This window comes from Tsukamurella ocularis (assembly GCF_024807615.1).
GTDB lineage: Bacteria > Actinomycetota > Actinomycetes > Mycobacteriales > Mycobacteriaceae > Tsukamurella > Tsukamurella ocularis.
Map to the genome: position 1 here is coordinate 325,954 of NZ_JANUCJ010000003.1, position 15,981 is coordinate 341,934.

The window sequence follows — 15,981 nt, forward strand, 5'->3', positions numbered from 1 at the left end:
TATCGTATCCGTTCAGATCCTTGGCACTCGAATCGCAGGAGTGCTAAATCGAGGGGTAGAATCGCGAGGTGCCTACCTATTCGTATCAGTGCAAGGAGTGCGGCGAGGCCTTCGACGCCGTCCAGTCCTTCTCCGACGATCCGTTGACCGTGTGCCCCAACTGCGGCGGCCCGCTCCGGAAGCTCTTCAACTCCGTGGGCGTCGTCTTCAAGGGCAGCGGCTTCTACCGCACCGATTCCCGCAGTTCGAAGGCCGATACGACGGCCAAGTCGGAGAAGAAGTCGGACACCGCGGCGAAGGTCGACAAGGCGACCAGCTCGTGACCCACGTCTTCGACGAGGCGACGGCGGTCGAGCCGATCGCCGTCGGCTTCCGCGCGCGGACGCACCCCGCCTACAACAACATGGTCGGCCCGTTCGGCGGGATCACCGCCGCCACCGTTGTCGCGGCGCTGCAGGCGCACCCCGAGGCGCAGGGCCACCCCCTGAGCCTCACGCTCAACTTCGCCGCCCCGATCAAGGACGGCGCCTGGGACATCGCGATCACCGTGCTCCGCACGAACCGCACCAATCAGCACTTCACGTACGTCATCACTCAGGACGACGGTGCCGTCGCCTCCGGCACCGCGGTGTTCGGCACCCGCCGCGACACCTGGAGCGCCACCGAGACGCCCTTCCCCGAGGTCGGGGCACCCGAGGACCACGCCGAGCTGTCGATGCCGGAGTTCGTCGAGTGGGCGAAGAACTACGAGACCCGCTTCGTCGAGGGCAGCCTCGAGATGGACGGCCCGCAGGACGGATCGACGACCACCATGTGGCTGCGCGACAAGCCCGCGCGCCCGCTGGACTACCCGGCGCTGGCTTCGATCTCCGACTCGTTCTTCCCGCGGATCTTCCTGCGCCGCGGCACGTACGTCCCGGCGGGCACGATCTCGCTGACGACCTACTTCCACGCGAGCCCCGCGGAACTCGAGCAGCAGTCGGACGGCTACCTGCTCGCCACCGCTCGCGCGGCCCGGTTCGGGCATGGCCATTTCGATCAGTACGGCCAGGTCTGGGGCCGGAACGGCGCGCTGCTCGCGACCACGCATCAGATCGTCTACTACAAGGATCCGCAGGCCTGATCTCCGAGGCATTTCTCCACAGGTTCGGGGTTATCCACAGGCGCCCTTTTCCTGACTGCGCCGGGGTACGGGACCGTCGTAGCCTCCGGGCATGGACTCCTTGCAGCCGACCGGGGCGGAACGGATCCGGGCCGCGCTGCGTCCTGGCTGGGCGCGCACGCTGGCGGCGCGGCGGGCGGCGGCGGCCGTACTCGCCGTGCTCGCGCTGATCGTGGCCGTCACCAGCCGGCCGAACGGCCCGCAGGCACAGGTGCTGGTGGCCGCGCGGGAGCTGGGGCCGGGCGGCCGACTCACCGCCGAGGACCTCGCGGTGCGCACGGTGCCCGCAGAGCTCGCGCCGCAGGACGCGCTCACGGCGCCCGACGACGCCGTCGGCCGCTCGGTGACGGGCCCTGTCGGCGCGGGCGAGATCCTCACGGGCCGCAGGGTGCTCACAGACCGCACGGCCGGGCACATCAGGCCGGGGTCGCGGCTGGTCCCGGTCTCGTTGCAGGACGCGGCCACGATGGATCTGCTCCGCGCGGGCGACGTGGTCGACGTGGTGGCGCAGCGCAAGGACGACTCCCCGGCCGTGCTGGCCCGCTCGGCGACGGTGGCCGTAGCCGCGGCTCCGCAGGCCACCCGGCAGCAGGCCCGCACGGCGATGCTCGCGATGTCGGAGTCGGAGGCGCACGCCGTGGCAGCCGCGGCGCTCAGTTCCCCGCTGTCGGTGGTCTTCCGGTGAGGTCAGCCGACGCGGTAGGTGAGCTCGCGGATCAGCCACCTCTGACGCTCCCGCGCGACCTCCGCCGCGGCGGGGCCGTAGTAGTAGCGCAGATACTGCTCGCCGGCACGGCGCTGAGCGCGGGTGGGCAGCGTCGCGAGTTCGGCGGGCGGCGCGAGTTGCGCGGCCCCGGACGTGGTGATGGCGCCCTGCAGCCACCGTCGCTGCTCGAGGAGCATCCACCACCACGCGCCACCGAGCAGTGTCAGGGTGACGGCGCACTTGAGCAGGATCAGCGCGAACGCGATCATCGGGTCGTCGCCGCTGGGCGCGTTCCACCAGAAGTGCATGAGGTAGGAGAGCGCCACGGCCAGGGCGGCCAGCGCCGGGCGGCTCCGCAGCAGCGCGAGGCCGAGCGCGAAGAAGCCGGTGTACACCCAGTGCGATTGGAAGCCGAAGAGCGCGCGCAGCAGGGTGACGGTGAGCGCGCCGGCGGCGTCGGACTGGGCGTCGCGCAGCGCGAAGGTCATCGCGTAGGTGAGGTTCTCCACCACCTGAAAGCCGAGGCCGGCGAAGGCGCCGACGGCGAAGATCTGCAGGGGGCGGCGCAGCCGGTCACGGAAGATCACCAGCAGCAGGGCGACGCCGGCGCCCTTGATCGTCTCTTCGTTGAGCGGGCCGACGAGGGCCGCGCCCCAGTCGGTCGCGCCGGGATCGTCGAGGACGTCGTTCACGGCGTCGGAGGCGAAGCCGTTGATCTGCAGCGACAACCCACACGCACCGATCGCTCCCCAGGCGAAGGCGAGCGCCCACGCGCTGCGGACCTGGGCGTGCGAGCGATCCAGCGCCCAGATGATCACCGCGATCACCGCGGCCGCGATCACGATGATCGGCAGCGCCGCCGCGATGCCGGCACCGGATTCGGCGAGCCGCGGCACCATGTCGCGCGCGAGCACGTAGCCGCCGCACACCAGGCCGGCCGCGAACACCCAGAAGGAGATCGTGGTCATACGCGCGCGCATCAGACCTCCCGCATCGACTGGACGAGCGCGGCCAGGTCGGGCACGGCACCGTCGGGCGGGCGCAGCGTGAGCACCGTGACCAACAGTGCCTCCCGCCCGACCACGGCGCACTCCCCCGCGCGGCCGCCGCCGCTGGCGGTGCAGCTGCGGCCAGTGAACGCGGCTCCGCGGAACTCGCCGGTGAAGTGCGCCTCGACGCCGCCGGCCTCGAACTCACGCAGGCGGCGTGGAGCCGCGGAATCGAAGTCGGTCATGCCGGTGGTCAGGCGCACGGAGAGCGAGCTGCCGGTGGCGTGGGTGAAGCGCGCGACGTCGGCCCGGCCGGACGGCACCTTCTCCCAGCTCGACGGTGCCCGGAAATCGACTCCGGCGTAGTCGTTTCCGACACGATAGGGCTGGTCTGCGACGGGCGTGTGCGGCGTCGGCACGGCGCGTTCGATCCCGAACCAGCCTGCGGCGAGTGCACCGACGACCAAGATCACACCGGCCGAAACGCCCGCGTCCACTGCGCGGATTCGATTCATACGGTTAGCATAAGTCCGAAATTGCATCACGCGTCACTGGCGTTACAACCACACGAAGGACACTCGATCATGCTCAAGGGATTCAAGGACTTCCTCCTCAAGGGCAACGTGCTGGACCTCGCGGTCGCCGTTGTCGTCGGTGCCGCGTTCACCGCGATCGTCACCGCGTTCACCGAGAACATCGTGCAGCCGCTCATCGCCTCGATCGGCGGCGGCAAGGACGTACAGGGCCTCGCGTGGCAGATCGTGGCAGGCAACGACAAGACGGTCGTCGACTTCGGCGCCGTGATCACGGCGGCGATCAACTTCATTCTCGTCGCGGCCGTCGTGTACTTCGTGCTGATCCTGCCGTACGAGACGCTCAAGAAGCGCGCGAGCGGTCCTGCCACCGAGGACGAGGTGGACGTGCTCGTTGAGATCCGCGACCTGCTCGCCGCGCAGGCCGCGCAGCCTCAGGGCGGGGCCCACTCGGTCCTGCCGCCGACCGGCCAGTTCCCCTCGCAGAAGCCGCAGATCTAAACCCCAGACACGAACGAAAGCCGGCCTACCCACCCCGGGGAGGCCGGCTTTCGCCGTTCGGGTCCGACGGTGCCACTACAGGGAGCCGCGGCGCGACCGACCGGTATCCCCCATCTCCAGCACGGCCATGAGCTCGCAGTAACTCGATTCCGTCAGATGGGATGACGTCCCCTCCTCCTGGGGGCAGCGCGAAGGCGGTTGCGAATGCCCTTCACTCGCGTCCGGACGACCTGTTTGGCATGACGGTCAACGCCCCTCGTGATTCCGCGACGGCATCGCGTCCACGAACGAAGCCCTCATGAATTGGACGCACCGGCTCGCGGATCGGTTCCCAACGGATCCGAGACGTTGGGGTCACTGGACACGACGAAGGGCGGCCCGCCTCCGGGCCGCCCTTCGTGTCGAGAAGTCGGTTGCGTCAGCCGAGGGTGAAGCGGTCGCCCCAGAGGATCACACGCCCCTTGCTATCGCCGACCTGGGCACGGACGATCACATACAGGCGGGCCTGCGCATAGCCTGCGCAGCCGTCGACGCCGATCGTCTGGTCGCTGTAGGTGAAGCTGCCGCTCGAGCCGGTGAAGTCGAAGCTGGTGGACGGGGCCGCCCAGTCCGGGTCGATCTCGTCGCCTGGCTTCGGCCAAGTCGACCGGTCATAGGTCAGCGACTGGGTGCCGATCGAACCTGCCGAAAGCGAGAGGGACGCGCCGGTCGTTCCCGACACCGAGGGCTCGATCGTCGGGCCGTTGAAGCCGACCGAGGCCCCGGATGCGGCTTCGACGCCCGCCTCGACGCCGGCCGATCCGACATCGATCTGGCAGCCGACCGCGTAGCCGGCCTCGATCGATCCACCGTCGGCGTCCGCGCCGTTGACCTTGACACTCACCGAACCCGACACCCAGGCGTTACGCGTCGTCGGCAGGGCGACCATTCCCGGTGACAGGCGGGCACGCTGCCCGGTGACGGAGACGGTGATCGAACCGGATCCCGCCTTCACCGTCTGCGAGGCGTTCCGCAGCGGAATGACGGTATCGGCGCTCGCCGTGGCAGGTGCGAGCAGCGCAACGGTCGCGGCGCCTGCGGTGGCGAGCGCCGCCGCGGCGAGGGAGATTCTCGGGGTCATGTACCCAGTCCTTTCGTACGCCGGCTGAGCTTCGCCGACGATTGAGAGGAAGCTACCAGCCGAAAAACGCCCAAACCGCCCGTGGAAACGCTGAGTTAACACTGACGGGAAGCTGTAACAGAATAGGCACTTTCTGAGGACTCGGGAGGGTTTCGGGCCGCAAAACGACGGATCGCCCGCCCCGAGCGCGGAGCGGGCGATCGTTCGGTCGTCGGAGCTGGCAAAGGCGGCGAGCAGTGTCTGGTCGACGTTCTTCAGCGCGATCCAGGCAACCGTCCACAGACTCCCGACCCTCGGAGGCGCGAACGGGGCTGGACTGCAGGGAGCGATACCTGCGCTGACGGCTTTCGTAATTGCACCGGCACGACGTCATCAGTGCCGGAGTGGGACGAGGAGGCGCCGACGCGCCTCGTGCGCGGACGACTTCGCAGCGCATCGGCGCGCGTCAACCGGGACGACGAAGCAGCCCTGCATTCCCGCGGGATCCGGGCTACCAACAAACGCGTCGCGCGCCCCGGGGAGCCCGGGACGCGCGATGCGCCTGTACAAGGAAAGGCGTCTACTCTGCGGTCGACCCCGTCGAGGAATCCGAAGCGCTCGCCCCGTCCGACGCCGAGGAACCCGTCGAGCTCGCGTCGGTCGTGGGCTTCGAGTCCGCAGCGGGCTTCGCGTCAGCCGACGGCTTCGACTCCGCGGCCGGCTTCGCATCAGCCGACGGCTTCGACTCGGCAGCAGGCTTCGCATCAGCCGAGCTCGAGTCGGTCGTGGGCTTCGAGTCGGTCGTGGGCTTCGACTCCTCGACGACCGGCTTGGTCTCCGTCGGCGTCGACTCGACCGGCTTGGTCACCGTCGGCGTCGACTCGACCGGCTTGGTCACCGACGCCTCGGCGGCCGGCTTGGTCACCGACGCCTCGGCGACGGGCTTCGCGGTCTCGGCGACGACGGGCTTGCTCACCTCGGCAGCCGAGGGCTTGGCCGCCTCAGATGCCGGCTTCTGAGCGACGGCCGTCTTGTCGGCGACGGACGTCACGAGGGTCTCGTCGGCGGTAGCGACCGAGGTCCGCGACACCGCATCCGACGACGTGGAGGTCGGCGCAGCAACGCCCGGCGTCAGCGAGGCGATCAGCTTGCTGATCTTGTCCGACGCCGCCTTGATCTGCGCGCCCGGGAACTCGACGATCGTGGTCACCGACTTCGACACGGCGTCGACCACGAGGTTGACGGCGTCGCCGAACTTGCCCTGGAAGATCGCCTGAGGAACAGACGTCAGAAGGCCGTAGAAGCTCTTGTAGATCGACAGGGCCGCCTGGCCGCCGGCGTACGCGGTCGCGACCGGGATGCCCAGGACGTCGAGCCCGGCGGTGATCGGGTTCGGCTTAGTGGCGGCATCGGACGCGACCGTCGCCGCAGCCTCGGCCGCCTTCGGGCCCGCCCCGGTGGCGATCCAGGTCAGCGAGTCCGTGACCGCCTTCTGGAACAGGCCGGGGACCGAGCCGAATTCGCCCTTGAAGATGGCCTGCGGCACGGAGGTGAGCATCTTGTACCAGATGGTGTAGACGCCCTGGCTGGTCTGCAGGACGCGGTAGACCGCCTGCACCGGGAGACCGGCGAGGTTGAGGAGGTCGGTCACGGCCTTCGGTACCGTGGGCAGCTCGACAGCAGCCTGCGAGCTCACAGCAGAAGCGGCAGCGGCGGTGCCCTGGACGGCCTCGTCGGTGACCACGACGAAGGTGCCGAGTGCAGCCGGAACAGCCGCGGCCGCATTCGCGACGGCGGGAGCCGCGGCGATGTTCTTGAGCACCGCGGCGGGCGTCACGATCGAGCTCGCGACGGCGGCGGTCGGAGTGGAACCGGCAGGCGCGGAGGTCGCGGCGACGGCGCCGGAAACCGGAGCGATGGCGACGGCGGCGGCAGCCACGATCGCGGTGACGGATGTAAAGGAGGTGGCCTTCGTGTTCATTGGTGTCAGCTTCCTTGAGGACGGATGCAGCGCCCGGGATTCATGCAGTACGAACCGGACGGCGCCGTGCCCGATTTGTACGTTGGTACCAATCTCTTGAGACACAGAAGGCGGCGCCCGAATGGACACCGCCTTCTAGCGTGTGATGGCTATCAGCCCAGGGTGAAGGGCTTGCCCCAGAGGAAGACCGTCGACTGCGTGTTGCCCGACTTCACCTTGACCTTGGCGAAGAAGCGGGCCTGCGCGTAGCCGGCGCAGCCGTCCACGCCGATGGTCTGCTCGGTGTAGCTCAACGAGCCCGAGCCACCCTTGAACTTGAAGCCGGTGCTGGGATCGGCCCAGTCGGGCGAGATCTCGTCACCGGGCGACGGCCAGGTGGCACGGTCGTAGGTCAGCATCTGCGTGCCGATGCTGCCCGCGGAGAGCTTGATCGACGCACCGGTCGACGCGGTCACCTTCGGCGTAATGGTCGGGCCGTTGAACGAGACCGACCCGCCTGAATCCCCGGTGACACCGGCCGTCACGCCGGCGGAGCCCACGTCAACCTGGCAGCCGACGGCGTAGCCCGCGGCGATGGAGCCACCGTCGGGCTTGCCGCCGTTGATCTTCACGGACACGAGGCCCGAGACCCACGCGTTGCGGGTCGTGGGCAGCGCCACCATCCCCGGCGAGAGCTTGGCGCTCTGGTTGGTGATGGTGACGACGACGTTCGAGTCGCCCACCTTGTTGGAAACGCTGCCGTTGGGCAGCGGGATGAAGGTGTCGGCGTTAGCCACACCCGTGGAGGCAGTGCCGAGAGCCACGCCGGCCGCGGCGGCAACGATGGCGCCGCGGATCGCGATGTTCTTCATTGAATGACATTCCTTCGGGAATCGCCGCCCTTCCGGGCGGGCAAGAGAGTCAGGTGGGTCGGAGAATCAGCCCAGAGAGAAGGGCGCGCCGTACAGGAAGCCCTGGATTCGGTTGCTGCCCTTGATCTCGACCCAGGTCACGACACGCGCCTGCGCGTAGCCGGAGCAGAACTTGATGTCGATGTTCTGGTCCTTGATCGACACGTTGTAGGTGCCGGCCTTGGTGAACTTGATCGAATCGGTGGAGCCGATCTGATCGCCGCGGCCGTAGCCGGTGACGCTCGTCGTCGCGCCGGGGGTCAGCGGGACGGAAAGGCCGACACCCGCACCACCGAGGCTGGCGCTGGGGCCGCTCGAGTCGAGGCCCGCGCCGGGGCCGGTGACCTTACCCTCGACACCGATCGCGCCGGGGAACTGGCAGCCGACGATGACGCCGACGCCGAGCTTGCCCTGAATGTCCTTGGCGTCAGCCGGAGCCGACACCGTGACGGAGCCGTTGGACGTGTACCACGCGGTGCGCGACTGCGCCGTAGCGAGCGAGCCCTGGATCGCCGACGAGTTACCCGTCGACTTCAGGACGACGCTCCAGCCCGCGGGGGCCGGGACGGTCTTCTGACCACTGGGCAGCGGGCCGGCGTTCGCCGATCCAGCAGTGACCGAGGCAGCAGCAGCCACCGCGATCGCAACGACGCCAGCGCGCCCTGCAACCTTGCTCATCTTGCTCATTCGTTCCCCTCACCAGGAATCATGGTGTGACACTCCGGTAGGAGCGCCGGCCAGCGACTCACCCAGCCGCCCTGCCGAATCCTGCGCTTCGTCTCAGCTCAGAATCACGATCGTTTCCCCGGAAGTCTTCGCTGACCTTCGGTTATCGCGGAGCATATCCTCAGCTTTCCAGGTCGCGCAACGCTTTCGATCTTCGTAAATGATGAATTCGTGAACCTTTTCATCGCGATCGCGAATCTCGTACTCATGCGTCAACCTGCACTTCTTAGGTTGCACTCACCGAAAACGGTCGCCTACCTGCGTCAAACTTAGGGTGGGCTTTGTCCTTAGAGTTCACTCAGATACACCAGAGCCGTAACCTGACCGTTTCACGGGGCGGCCGTGTCCTTGGTCACACTACCAGCGGGTTTGCGACGTCAACAACGTCTAGTCGCCGTGATGAGGCGGGCGATTCTCGCGGTACCAGCGCTCCGCCGGGTCACCGTCGCCCCCGGAACGGCGAGACGCCGCGCCCGAGCGGGGCGCGGCGTCGTTCACTCCTCGGCCGGAGCCGGAATCGGGCAGATCGTCCTTGGTCTGTGAAGGCAGCACGTCCCCGAAGATCCGCGCAACATCGCGCGCGGAGTACTTCCGGGAAGCGGGGCCCTCGGGGGTGGAGCCGGGCTCGGACATCACCGCGCCTGATCGTCCCCGCCCGCGATGTGGCGGATCACGTGGGTCGCGAGCGGCGTCAGCGTCGCCATGCCGTCGCGGATCGCCGCGCGCGAGCTGGCGAGGTTCACCACCACCGTGCTGCCGGAGACGCCGGCGAGACCGCGCGAGAGGCCCGCGTCAGTCGCACCCGCAGCGAGACCCGACGAGCGCAGCGCCTCGCAGATACCGGGCAGCTTCTTGTCGAGGATCTCCTCGGTGGCCTCCGGCGTGACGTCGCGGGCGCCCACGCCCACACCGCCGATGGTCACGGCCAGGTCGACGCCGCCGATCACCGCGGTGTTCAGCGCGTTGCGCACGTCCACCTCCTCGGCCGGGACCACGACGACGGCGTCCACCTCGAAGCCCGACTCCTCGAGCAGCTCCGTCACCAGTGAGCCCACCGACTTCCCCGCGCCGGACGCGCGGGAAGCGCCGGGCTGCAGATGGTCGTCGACGACGATCACGAGCGCACGGCCAATCACCCCGGCCCCATCGAGCGCGGCGTCATCGAGGGCCGGCACGTCGAGAACGTCGTCCTCCAGCCACTCTGCGTCCGCTGCTCGACTCTGGCTCATCTCCGCGGTCATCTTCGACTCCTCCGTCACTTGTCCAACTTATCGAGCGTCACCTGCTTGGTCACCGGACTCGTACTACTCGGGCTATCGAGGTAGGTAACGGTCACGGTAGCCCCCGGCGGGTAAGCGCGCACGGCGCCGATCAATCCGTAGCCGTCGCTGATCTGCAGCTCGTCGATCTTCGTCACCAGTGCGCCCTTCGGGATGCCGGCGCGGCCGAAGGCGCCTGTCGGGGAGACCTCCGCCACCAGCGCGCCGGGACGGCTCACCGACGCCCGCGGGTCCACAGTGACGCCGACGGCCGCATGCGTCGCCGAACCCGAATCCATCAGCTCCTTGCTGATCCGCTGCACCTGGTTGGACGGGATCGCGAAGCCCAGGCCGATGCTGCCGCCCTGCTGCCCGGTCAGCTTCGAACCGCCCAGCGTCGCGATCGACGAATTGATGCCCACGAGACGACCGGTCATGTCGACCAGGGCGCCACCCGAGTTGCCGGGATTGATCGCCGCGTCGGTCTGCACCGAGTTGATCACCGTCGCCTGATCGGAGTCCTTGCCGCTCGTCGCCACCGGGCGGTTCAGCGCCGAGACGATGCCACTGGTCACCGTGCCCGCGAGGCCCAGCGGGGCGCCCACCGCCACGACCTCCTGGCCGACGGTCAGCTTGCCGCTGTCGGCGAAGGTCAGGGGCTTGAGGTCGCGCTTGTCCGTCTGGATCACCGCGAGATCGGTGATGGGGTCCGCGCCCACCACGGCGGCGTTGCTCACGCTGCCGTCGGAGAAGGAGACCGTCAGCTTGCCGTTCCCGGCGATGACGTGGTTGTTCGTCACGATCTTGCCGTCCGCGCTGATCACCACGCCCGACCCGGACGACTCCGAGCTTCCCGCCTGATTGTCGATCGACACCACGGCCGGCAGCACGCCCTGCGCCACGTCCTGCACCGAGCCCTTGACCACGGGCGGCGCGTCACCGCCGGACACCGTCACCGCCGGCGACGCATCGCTCGTGCCCCACACCAGGTACGCCCCGGTGACCGAGAGCAGCGACGCGATCAGCGCGATCGCCACACCCATCGCGACCAGCGCGCCCATCCCGGGCCCGCGCGAGGGCGTCGTGGTCGCCACGGGCGGGCCGCCCGGCCCCGGGTAGCCCGACGGTGCGCCGCCCGGCGCCGGGTAGGCGTTCGAGTACTGCTGCGTGGGCCGGTACTGGCTCTGCGGAGCGGGCTGGGCCTGCTGGCCCGCCTGGCTCTGCTGGACCGGTTGCCCCGGCTGGCCGTACTGCCCAGCCGGCTGGCCCTGCTGATAGGGATTCTGCGGACCCTCGGTCATGGAGCCCCCTCCTTCGTGTTCTTCCCCGCCAAGACTGCATACGCCTTCTGTGAAGTGCCTGTGAGCAGATTGTCACTTCCCTCGCAGCAGGCGCAGACGGGGTTCCCGCTGCACCACCTGTGGGGCGCGGCCACCTGCGACCGGGCTGCCCGGGATCTCGAGGCGGAGCAGCGCTCCGCCACCGTCGGCCGTGCCGACCGCGACGGAACCGCCGTGCCGCTCCACCACCTGTTTCACGATCGCGAGGCCCAGGCCGGAGCCGGGCATCGAGCGACTCGCCATAGAGCGGTAGAAGCGCTCGAAAACCAGCTCCCGGTCCTCCTCGGGGATGCCGGGCCCACTGTCGGCGACGCTGAGCGTCGCCCGAGCGACGCCGATCTCGGCGAGCTCGACTCGGACCACCGAACCGTCGGGCGAGAACTTCGCCGCGTTGTCCAGTACGTTCACCACCGCGCGGCCCAGGCCACCGTTGTCGCCGTAGACGTACCAGGGCGCGCTCGTGACGTCGAAGCGGACCGTCGGGCGACGGCGCTCGACGCGCTCGACCGCCTTCTGCAGGATCTCCTCGAGGTCGACCTCCTCGTTCACCGCCTCGGGCGCGTCCTCGCGGGCGAGGTCGACGAGGTCGCCGACCAGCGTGGTCAGCTCCTCCACCTGAGCGAGGACATCGTCGGAGAGCTCCTTCATGTCCTCCTCGGGGATCGGTGGCGCGCCCGGCTGGTTCGCGGCGACGAGCAGCTCGACGTTGGTCCGCAGGCTCGTGAGCGGCGTGCGCAGCTCGTGGCCGGCGTCGGCGACCAGGCGGGCCTGCCGGTCGCGCGACTCGGCGAGCGCCTGCAGCATCGTGTTGAAGCTGGTGGTCAGGCGAGCCAGCTCGTCGCGGCCCACCACGGGGATCGGGGTGAGGTCGTCCGTGCGGGCCACCCGCTCCGCGGCCTCGGTGAGCCGCTGCACCGGTCTGAGGCCGCCGCGCGCGACGGCGGTACCTGCGATCGCCGCGAGCACGATGCCACACGCGCCGACCACGACGAGCACCGTGCCCAGCTCACTGAGCAGGTTCTTCGTCGGGGTGAGGTCCTCGGCCACGATGATCGTGACGCCGTTGTCGAGACGCCGCGCCATCACCCGGGTGTCGCCCTCGGAGCGCAGCGACTGGGCGAGCTTGCCCGAGATCACGTCGCGCTCGGGCTGCCCGATGGGGACCTGACCCGACGGGCCCGAGTGGTACGGCGTCCCGTCGGGATAGACGACCATCGTGCGGTTGACGGACATGTCCGGCCTGAACATCAGCATCATCATCACGGTGGTGAACTGTGTGACCGGCGAGCTCATCGCGGGCGCCACCGAGTCCACCTGCTGATGCAGCCGATTGTCGACGTCCGCGTACATCGCCCGCTTGACCACGAAGAACGCCGACGCGGCCATGAGCGCCACCGTGATACCCACGACCGCCGCGGCCAGCAGCGTCACGCGCCAGCGGAAGCTGACGTTGCGGGTGACCGGGTTGGGGTCCCGCATCGGGCGACGGTCCCGGACCTGCCGGTCGCGGGCCTCCGGGCGGGCGTGCCGCGGCAGAGGGCCGGAGGTCGTCGGAACGCGCCCCGTCATCGGATCACGGCGGAGTCTCGCGCAGGACGTACCCGACGCCCCGCACGGTGTGGATCAAGCGGCTCTCCCCCTCGGCCTCCGTCTTGCGACGCAGGTAGCCGACGTACACCTCGAGCGCGTTCCCTGAGGTCGGGAAGTCGTAGCCCCAGACCTCCTCGAGGATCCGGCTGCGGGTGAGCACCCGGCGGGGGTTGCTCATGAGCATCTCGAGCAGGCTGAATTCGGTGCGGGTGAGGCTGATGCTCCGCTCGCCGCGGAGCACCTCGCGGGTGGCCGGGTCGAGGCTGAGGTCCTCGAATTTGAGCACCTCGTTGTCGGCGCCCGCGTCGGGGGTGGCGCGGCGCAGCAGCGCCCGCATCCGGGCCAGCAGCTCCTCCAGCGCGAAGGGCTTGGGCAGGTAGTCGTCGGCGCCGGCGTCGAGGCCGCTCACCCGGTCGCTCACGGCGTCGCGGGCGGTCAGCACGAGGATCGGCAGGTCGTCGCCCGCGCTGCGCAGGCGGCGGCACACCTCCAAACCGTCGATGCGCGGCATGTTGAGGTCCAGGACCAGCGCGTCCGGGCGGTTGCTCGCGATGTGATCGAGCGCGTCCTGCCCGTCGACGGCGGTGTCCACCTGGTACCCGTTGAAGGTCAGCGAGCGGCGCAGGGACTCCCGCACCGCACGATCGTCGTCGACCACCAGAATTCGCATAGTCCACAGTCTTACCGAAGTCGTGTGTGAATTGGCTTAAGGGGTGCTTGTCGGCACTCGGCCCTGAGCGAACAACGGGTTCAGCGGCGGAAGCCCCGCCTACATGCCTTGAGGAAGCGGCCGGCCACGTCCTCGGGGGCGACGGGCACCCGCCAGCCCTGCCACAGCGCGAGCAGACGGAAGCCGGACGCCAGGACCGCGCCGACCACGAGCGCCCGGGAGTCGGTGGCACCCCACGACGCGGCGAGCACCGTCGCACCGGCGCCGGCGAGGGCCGGGATGGCGTAGAGGTCGCGCTCCTGGATGAGCAGCGGCACCTCGTTGACCAGGATGTCGCGCAGCACGCCGCCGCCGAGGGCCGTGGTGATGCCGATGAGCGCGGCGGCGAACGGGCTCGCGTCGTGGTGCAGGGCCGTCAGGGCGCCGGTGGCGGAGAAGACGCCCATGCCGATCGCATCGAGCACGAGCACGGAGTTACGGAGCCGGCCGAACTGCGGATGGAGGACGAAGACGAACGCCGCCGCGATCGACGCGGTGGTGATGTTCTCCCAGCCCTGGAAGGACGCGGGCGGGTGGATGCCCAGCAGTACGTCACGGGCGACGCCGCCGCCCACGCCGGTGAGCGCGGCGAGGGTCCACACGCCGAACAGGTCGAGCCGCTTGCGGACGCCGATGAGCGCGCCGGAGGCGGCGAAGACCGCGATCCCCGCGTAGTTCAGCACCGCCAGCAGCACGCACGCCCCCTCGGATACACCTCAAGAGCGGGTCGGCCCGAGGCCGACCCGCTCTTGAGGAAAGATCAGTTAGCGGCGGTCGAGGTCGACCAGGCCCAGCTTCGCGGCGCGCACGAGGCGACGGGGAACGAGGTGGGTGCGGCCGCCGACCTGCACAGCCTGCAGCTCGGGGTTGTTCGCCTTCCACTGCGAGCGGCGGGCGTGCGTGTTCGCCCGCGACATGCGGCGCTTCGGTACAGCCATGATTCTTCCTAACGGTCCTCGGAACAAGTCTTCGACGCGAGCCCGAGGGCTTCCAACGTCACAAGCACTGAAGTCTACCGCCCCGCGGCCCGCCCGCCAAAACGTGCGTACTTCTCCTGGAACTTCTGCACCCGGCCCGCGGTGTCGACGAGGCGCTGCTTCCCCGTCCAGAGGGGGTGCGAGTCGCTGGTCACGTCGACCACGATCAACGGATACGTCACCCCGTCCACGTCGACGGTCCGCGCCGACGTCGCCGTGCTGCGGGTGACGAAGACCTTCCCCGTCGACGCGTCCTGGAACGCGACCGGGCGGTACTCGGGGTGGATTCCCTGCTTCATGACATCTCCTCATCTGCTGTGTCTGCGCGCCCCGGGGCCGGGGCGAGGTCCTCACACGGGTCGGCGTGCATCTCGCCGAAGGGGTCGTGCCAGCCGGCCCAGACGTCCGGGCCGGCGGCCAGTTCCGCGGGGGTCAGCTCGGCCCACCGCAAGGTCTCCGCGATCTGCGCGGGGTCGGCCCCGGCGGCCAGCACCACCAGGTCGGTCCGGCGATCCCCCCACTCCTCGCCCCACGCCGCCGATGCCATCGCCCATCGCTCGGGCGAGCCGTCGCCGCCGGCCGCGAGCCAGCGCCCGGCGGCACCGACACGAAGGCCGGCGCCGGCGGACTCCAGCCAGAAGGCCTCGTCGGGCGAGGTGGCGAGCCAGAGCCGCCCGCGGGCGTGAACGACCCCGTCGAGCAGCACGTCGATCGCCTCATGGAAGCGGCCCGGGTGCAGCGGGCGGCGGGCGCTGAACTCGATGAGCCGAACGTCGCCGTCGGCGTCGAGCGACGGGCAGCCGGGCAGGAGCGGGCCGAAGGGCTCGATGGGCGCGCGCGGGGTGCCCAGGCGCGGGAGCAGGCCATCCAGGGGAGCACGCTCGCGGGCGATCGGGGCGCCCGGCGCGAGGCGGCGCAAGACCGCGCGCAGCCGCGCCGGGTCGGGGCTGTCGCCGGTCACGACCAGTAGGTCGGCGCTCTGCGCGTGCCCGACGGCGAGCTGAGCCACGGTGCGCTCGTCGTCGTCCGGGACCGGGAAGCGCTCGCCGAGATCCTCTTCACCGAGGGCGTCGTCGAGCCAGGTCGGGCCGTCGACGAAGCCGATCGTGCCGGTCACCTCGACGTCGCGCGCGGCGGGGCCGGGCACCGCGCCGACCATCTCCACGATCACGTGCTCGATGGCGTGCCGCACGGCGTCGGCCTCGAGGATCGGGTCGAGCCGCACGACGATGCGGCGGACGGACACCCGCCGGTGCAAGGTGCGGAGCAACGGCAGCAGGTCTTCCCGAAGCGTGCACGAGACGCAGCCGTGCGCGAGCTCGAGCAGGGCGACGCGCTCCTCGGCGGTCCCGTCGGGCCGGACGGTGGCCTCCGAGCGCACGACGAGGCCCTCGGCGAGGCCGGACAGGTCGTGGTGCACGACGACGGTGCCGGGCTCTGCCAGCTCGAGCGCGCGCTCCTGCCCGCCGAAGCCCGTCAGGAGCAGGACCGGGGTTCTCTTGGAAATGATTCCCATTTC

The 15,981-nt window shown here is 69.7% G+C and carries 19 protein-coding genes; 4 read left to right on the forward strand and 15 right to left on the reverse strand.

The window, feature by feature from the left end:
* The first annotated feature begins 68 nt into the window (after window positions 1-68).
* From HNP44_RS12965 to HNP44_RS12975, 3 genes are all read left to right on the forward strand, one after another.
* Window positions 69-323: an FmdB family zinc ribbon protein gene (locus HNP44_RS12965; protein ID WP_259140834.1), complete on the forward strand. Its 255-nt coding sequence runs from the start codon at window positions 69-71 to the stop codon at window positions 321-323.
* The gene (locus HNP44_RS12970) at window positions 320-1,123 is read left to right on the forward strand and encodes an acyl-CoA thioesterase (RefSeq protein ID WP_259140835.1); all 804 of its coding nucleotides are present in this window, start codon (window positions 320-322) and stop codon (window positions 1,121-1,123) included. Before HNP44_RS12965 ends, HNP44_RS12970 begins: the two co-directional genes overlap by 4 nt.
* A 91-nt stretch (window positions 1,124-1,214) precedes the next feature.
* Complete coding sequence (locus HNP44_RS12975; RefSeq protein WP_259140836.1) at window positions 1,215-1,847, forward strand: SAF domain-containing protein; 633 nt, start codon at window positions 1,215-1,217, stop codon at window positions 1,845-1,847.
* Window positions 1,848-1,849: 2 nt separating this feature from the next.
* On the opposite strand, the gene HNP44_RS12980 is transcribed toward HNP44_RS12975, so the two are convergent.
* Both HNP44_RS12980 and HNP44_RS12985 read right to left on the reverse strand, forming a co-directional pair.
* Complete coding sequence (locus HNP44_RS12980; protein WP_259140837.1) at window positions 1,850-2,836, reverse strand: PrsW family intramembrane metalloprotease; 987 nt, start codon at window positions 2,834-2,836, stop codon at window positions 1,850-1,852.
* A gap of 11 nt (window positions 2,837-2,847) precedes the next feature.
* The gene (locus HNP44_RS12985; protein WP_259140838.1) at window positions 2,848-3,372 is read right to left on the reverse strand and encodes a hypothetical protein; all 525 of its coding nucleotides are present in this window, start codon (window positions 3,370-3,372) and stop codon (window positions 2,848-2,850) included.
* A 69-nt stretch (window positions 3,373-3,441) separates the two neighbouring features.
* Here HNP44_RS12985 and mscL point away from each other — a divergent pair, with 69 nt between their 5' ends.
* Window positions 3,442-3,891: a large-conductance mechanosensitive channel protein MscL gene (gene mscL, locus HNP44_RS12990; protein WP_259140839.1), complete on the forward strand. Its 450-nt coding sequence runs from the start codon at window positions 3,442-3,444 to the stop codon at window positions 3,889-3,891.
* A gap of 418 nt (window positions 3,892-4,309) precedes the next feature.
* Here mscL and HNP44_RS12995 read toward each other — a convergent pair whose 3' ends face one another.
* From HNP44_RS12995 to mrf, 13 genes are all read right to left on the reverse strand, one after another.
* Window positions 4,310-5,113 carry an MspA family porin gene (locus tag HNP44_RS12995; protein ID WP_259140840.1) on the reverse strand — a complete coding sequence of 268 codons (804 nt, stop codon included), beginning with the start codon at window positions 5,111-5,113 and terminating at the stop codon, window positions 4,310-4,312.
* 457 nt (window positions 5,114-5,570) lie between these two features.
* Window positions 5,571-6,971, reverse strand: coding sequence for a hypothetical protein (locus HNP44_RS13000; protein WP_259140842.1), 1,401 nt, complete (start codon window positions 6,969-6,971; stop codon window positions 5,571-5,573).
* A 152-nt stretch (window positions 6,972-7,123) separates the two neighbouring features.
* Window positions 7,124-7,822, reverse strand: coding sequence for an MspA family porin (locus HNP44_RS13005; RefSeq protein WP_259140843.1), 699 nt, complete (start codon window positions 7,820-7,822; stop codon window positions 7,124-7,126).
* A 66-nt stretch (window positions 7,823-7,888) separates the two neighbouring features.
* Window positions 7,889-8,548, reverse strand: coding sequence for an MspA family porin (locus tag HNP44_RS13010; protein ID WP_259140844.1), 660 nt, complete (start codon window positions 8,546-8,548; stop codon window positions 7,889-7,891).
* Window positions 8,549-8,974: 426 nt separating this feature from the next.
* Entirely contained in the window at window positions 8,975-9,220 is a 246-nt protein-coding gene (locus HNP44_RS13015; protein ID WP_374758791.1) for a hypothetical protein, read from the reverse strand.
* Window positions 9,220-9,828: a MogA/MoaB family molybdenum cofactor biosynthesis protein gene (locus tag HNP44_RS13020; protein WP_224647072.1), complete on the reverse strand. Its 609-nt coding sequence runs from the start codon at window positions 9,826-9,828 to the stop codon at window positions 9,220-9,222. The genes HNP44_RS13015 and HNP44_RS13020 overlap by 1 nt, the downstream gene beginning before the upstream one ends.
* Window positions 9,829-9,842: 14 nt before the next feature.
* Window positions 9,843-11,147: a S1C family serine protease gene (locus tag HNP44_RS13025; protein ID WP_259140846.1), complete on the reverse strand. Its 1,305-nt coding sequence runs from the start codon at window positions 11,145-11,147 to the stop codon at window positions 9,843-9,845.
* 72 nt (window positions 11,148-11,219) lie between these two features.
* Window positions 11,220-12,665: a HAMP domain-containing sensor histidine kinase gene (locus HNP44_RS13030; protein WP_259141175.1), complete on the reverse strand. Its 1,446-nt coding sequence runs from the start codon at window positions 12,663-12,665 to the stop codon at window positions 11,220-11,222.
* A gap of 94 nt (window positions 12,666-12,759) precedes the next feature.
* Window positions 12,760-13,446: a response regulator transcription factor gene (locus tag HNP44_RS13035; RefSeq protein ID WP_224647058.1), complete on the reverse strand. Its 687-nt coding sequence runs from the start codon at window positions 13,444-13,446 to the stop codon at window positions 12,760-12,762.
* Window positions 13,447-13,526: 80 nt separating this feature from the next.
* Complete coding sequence (locus HNP44_RS13040; protein ID WP_374758779.1) at window positions 13,527-14,180, reverse strand: trimeric intracellular cation channel family protein; 654 nt, start codon at window positions 14,178-14,180, stop codon at window positions 13,527-13,529.
* A gap of 69 nt (window positions 14,181-14,249) precedes the next feature.
* Window positions 14,250-14,423, reverse strand: a complete 174-nt coding sequence (rpmF, locus tag HNP44_RS20910) for a 50S ribosomal protein L32 (protein ID WP_013127873.1) — start codon at window positions 14,421-14,423, stop codon at window positions 14,250-14,252.
* Window positions 14,424-14,497: 74 nt separating this feature from the next.
* Window positions 14,498-14,761, reverse strand: a complete 264-nt coding sequence (locus HNP44_RS13050; protein ID WP_259140847.1) for a type B 50S ribosomal protein L31 — start codon at window positions 14,759-14,761, stop codon at window positions 14,498-14,500.
* Window positions 14,758-15,978 carry a ribosome hibernation factor-recruiting GTPase MRF gene (gene mrf / locus HNP44_RS13055; RefSeq protein ID WP_259140849.1) on the reverse strand — a complete coding sequence of 407 codons (1,221 nt, stop codon included), beginning with the start codon at window positions 15,976-15,978 and terminating at the stop codon, window positions 14,758-14,760. The genes HNP44_RS13050 and mrf overlap by 4 nt, the downstream gene beginning before the upstream one ends.
* Window positions 15,979-15,981 lie beyond the last annotated feature (3 nt).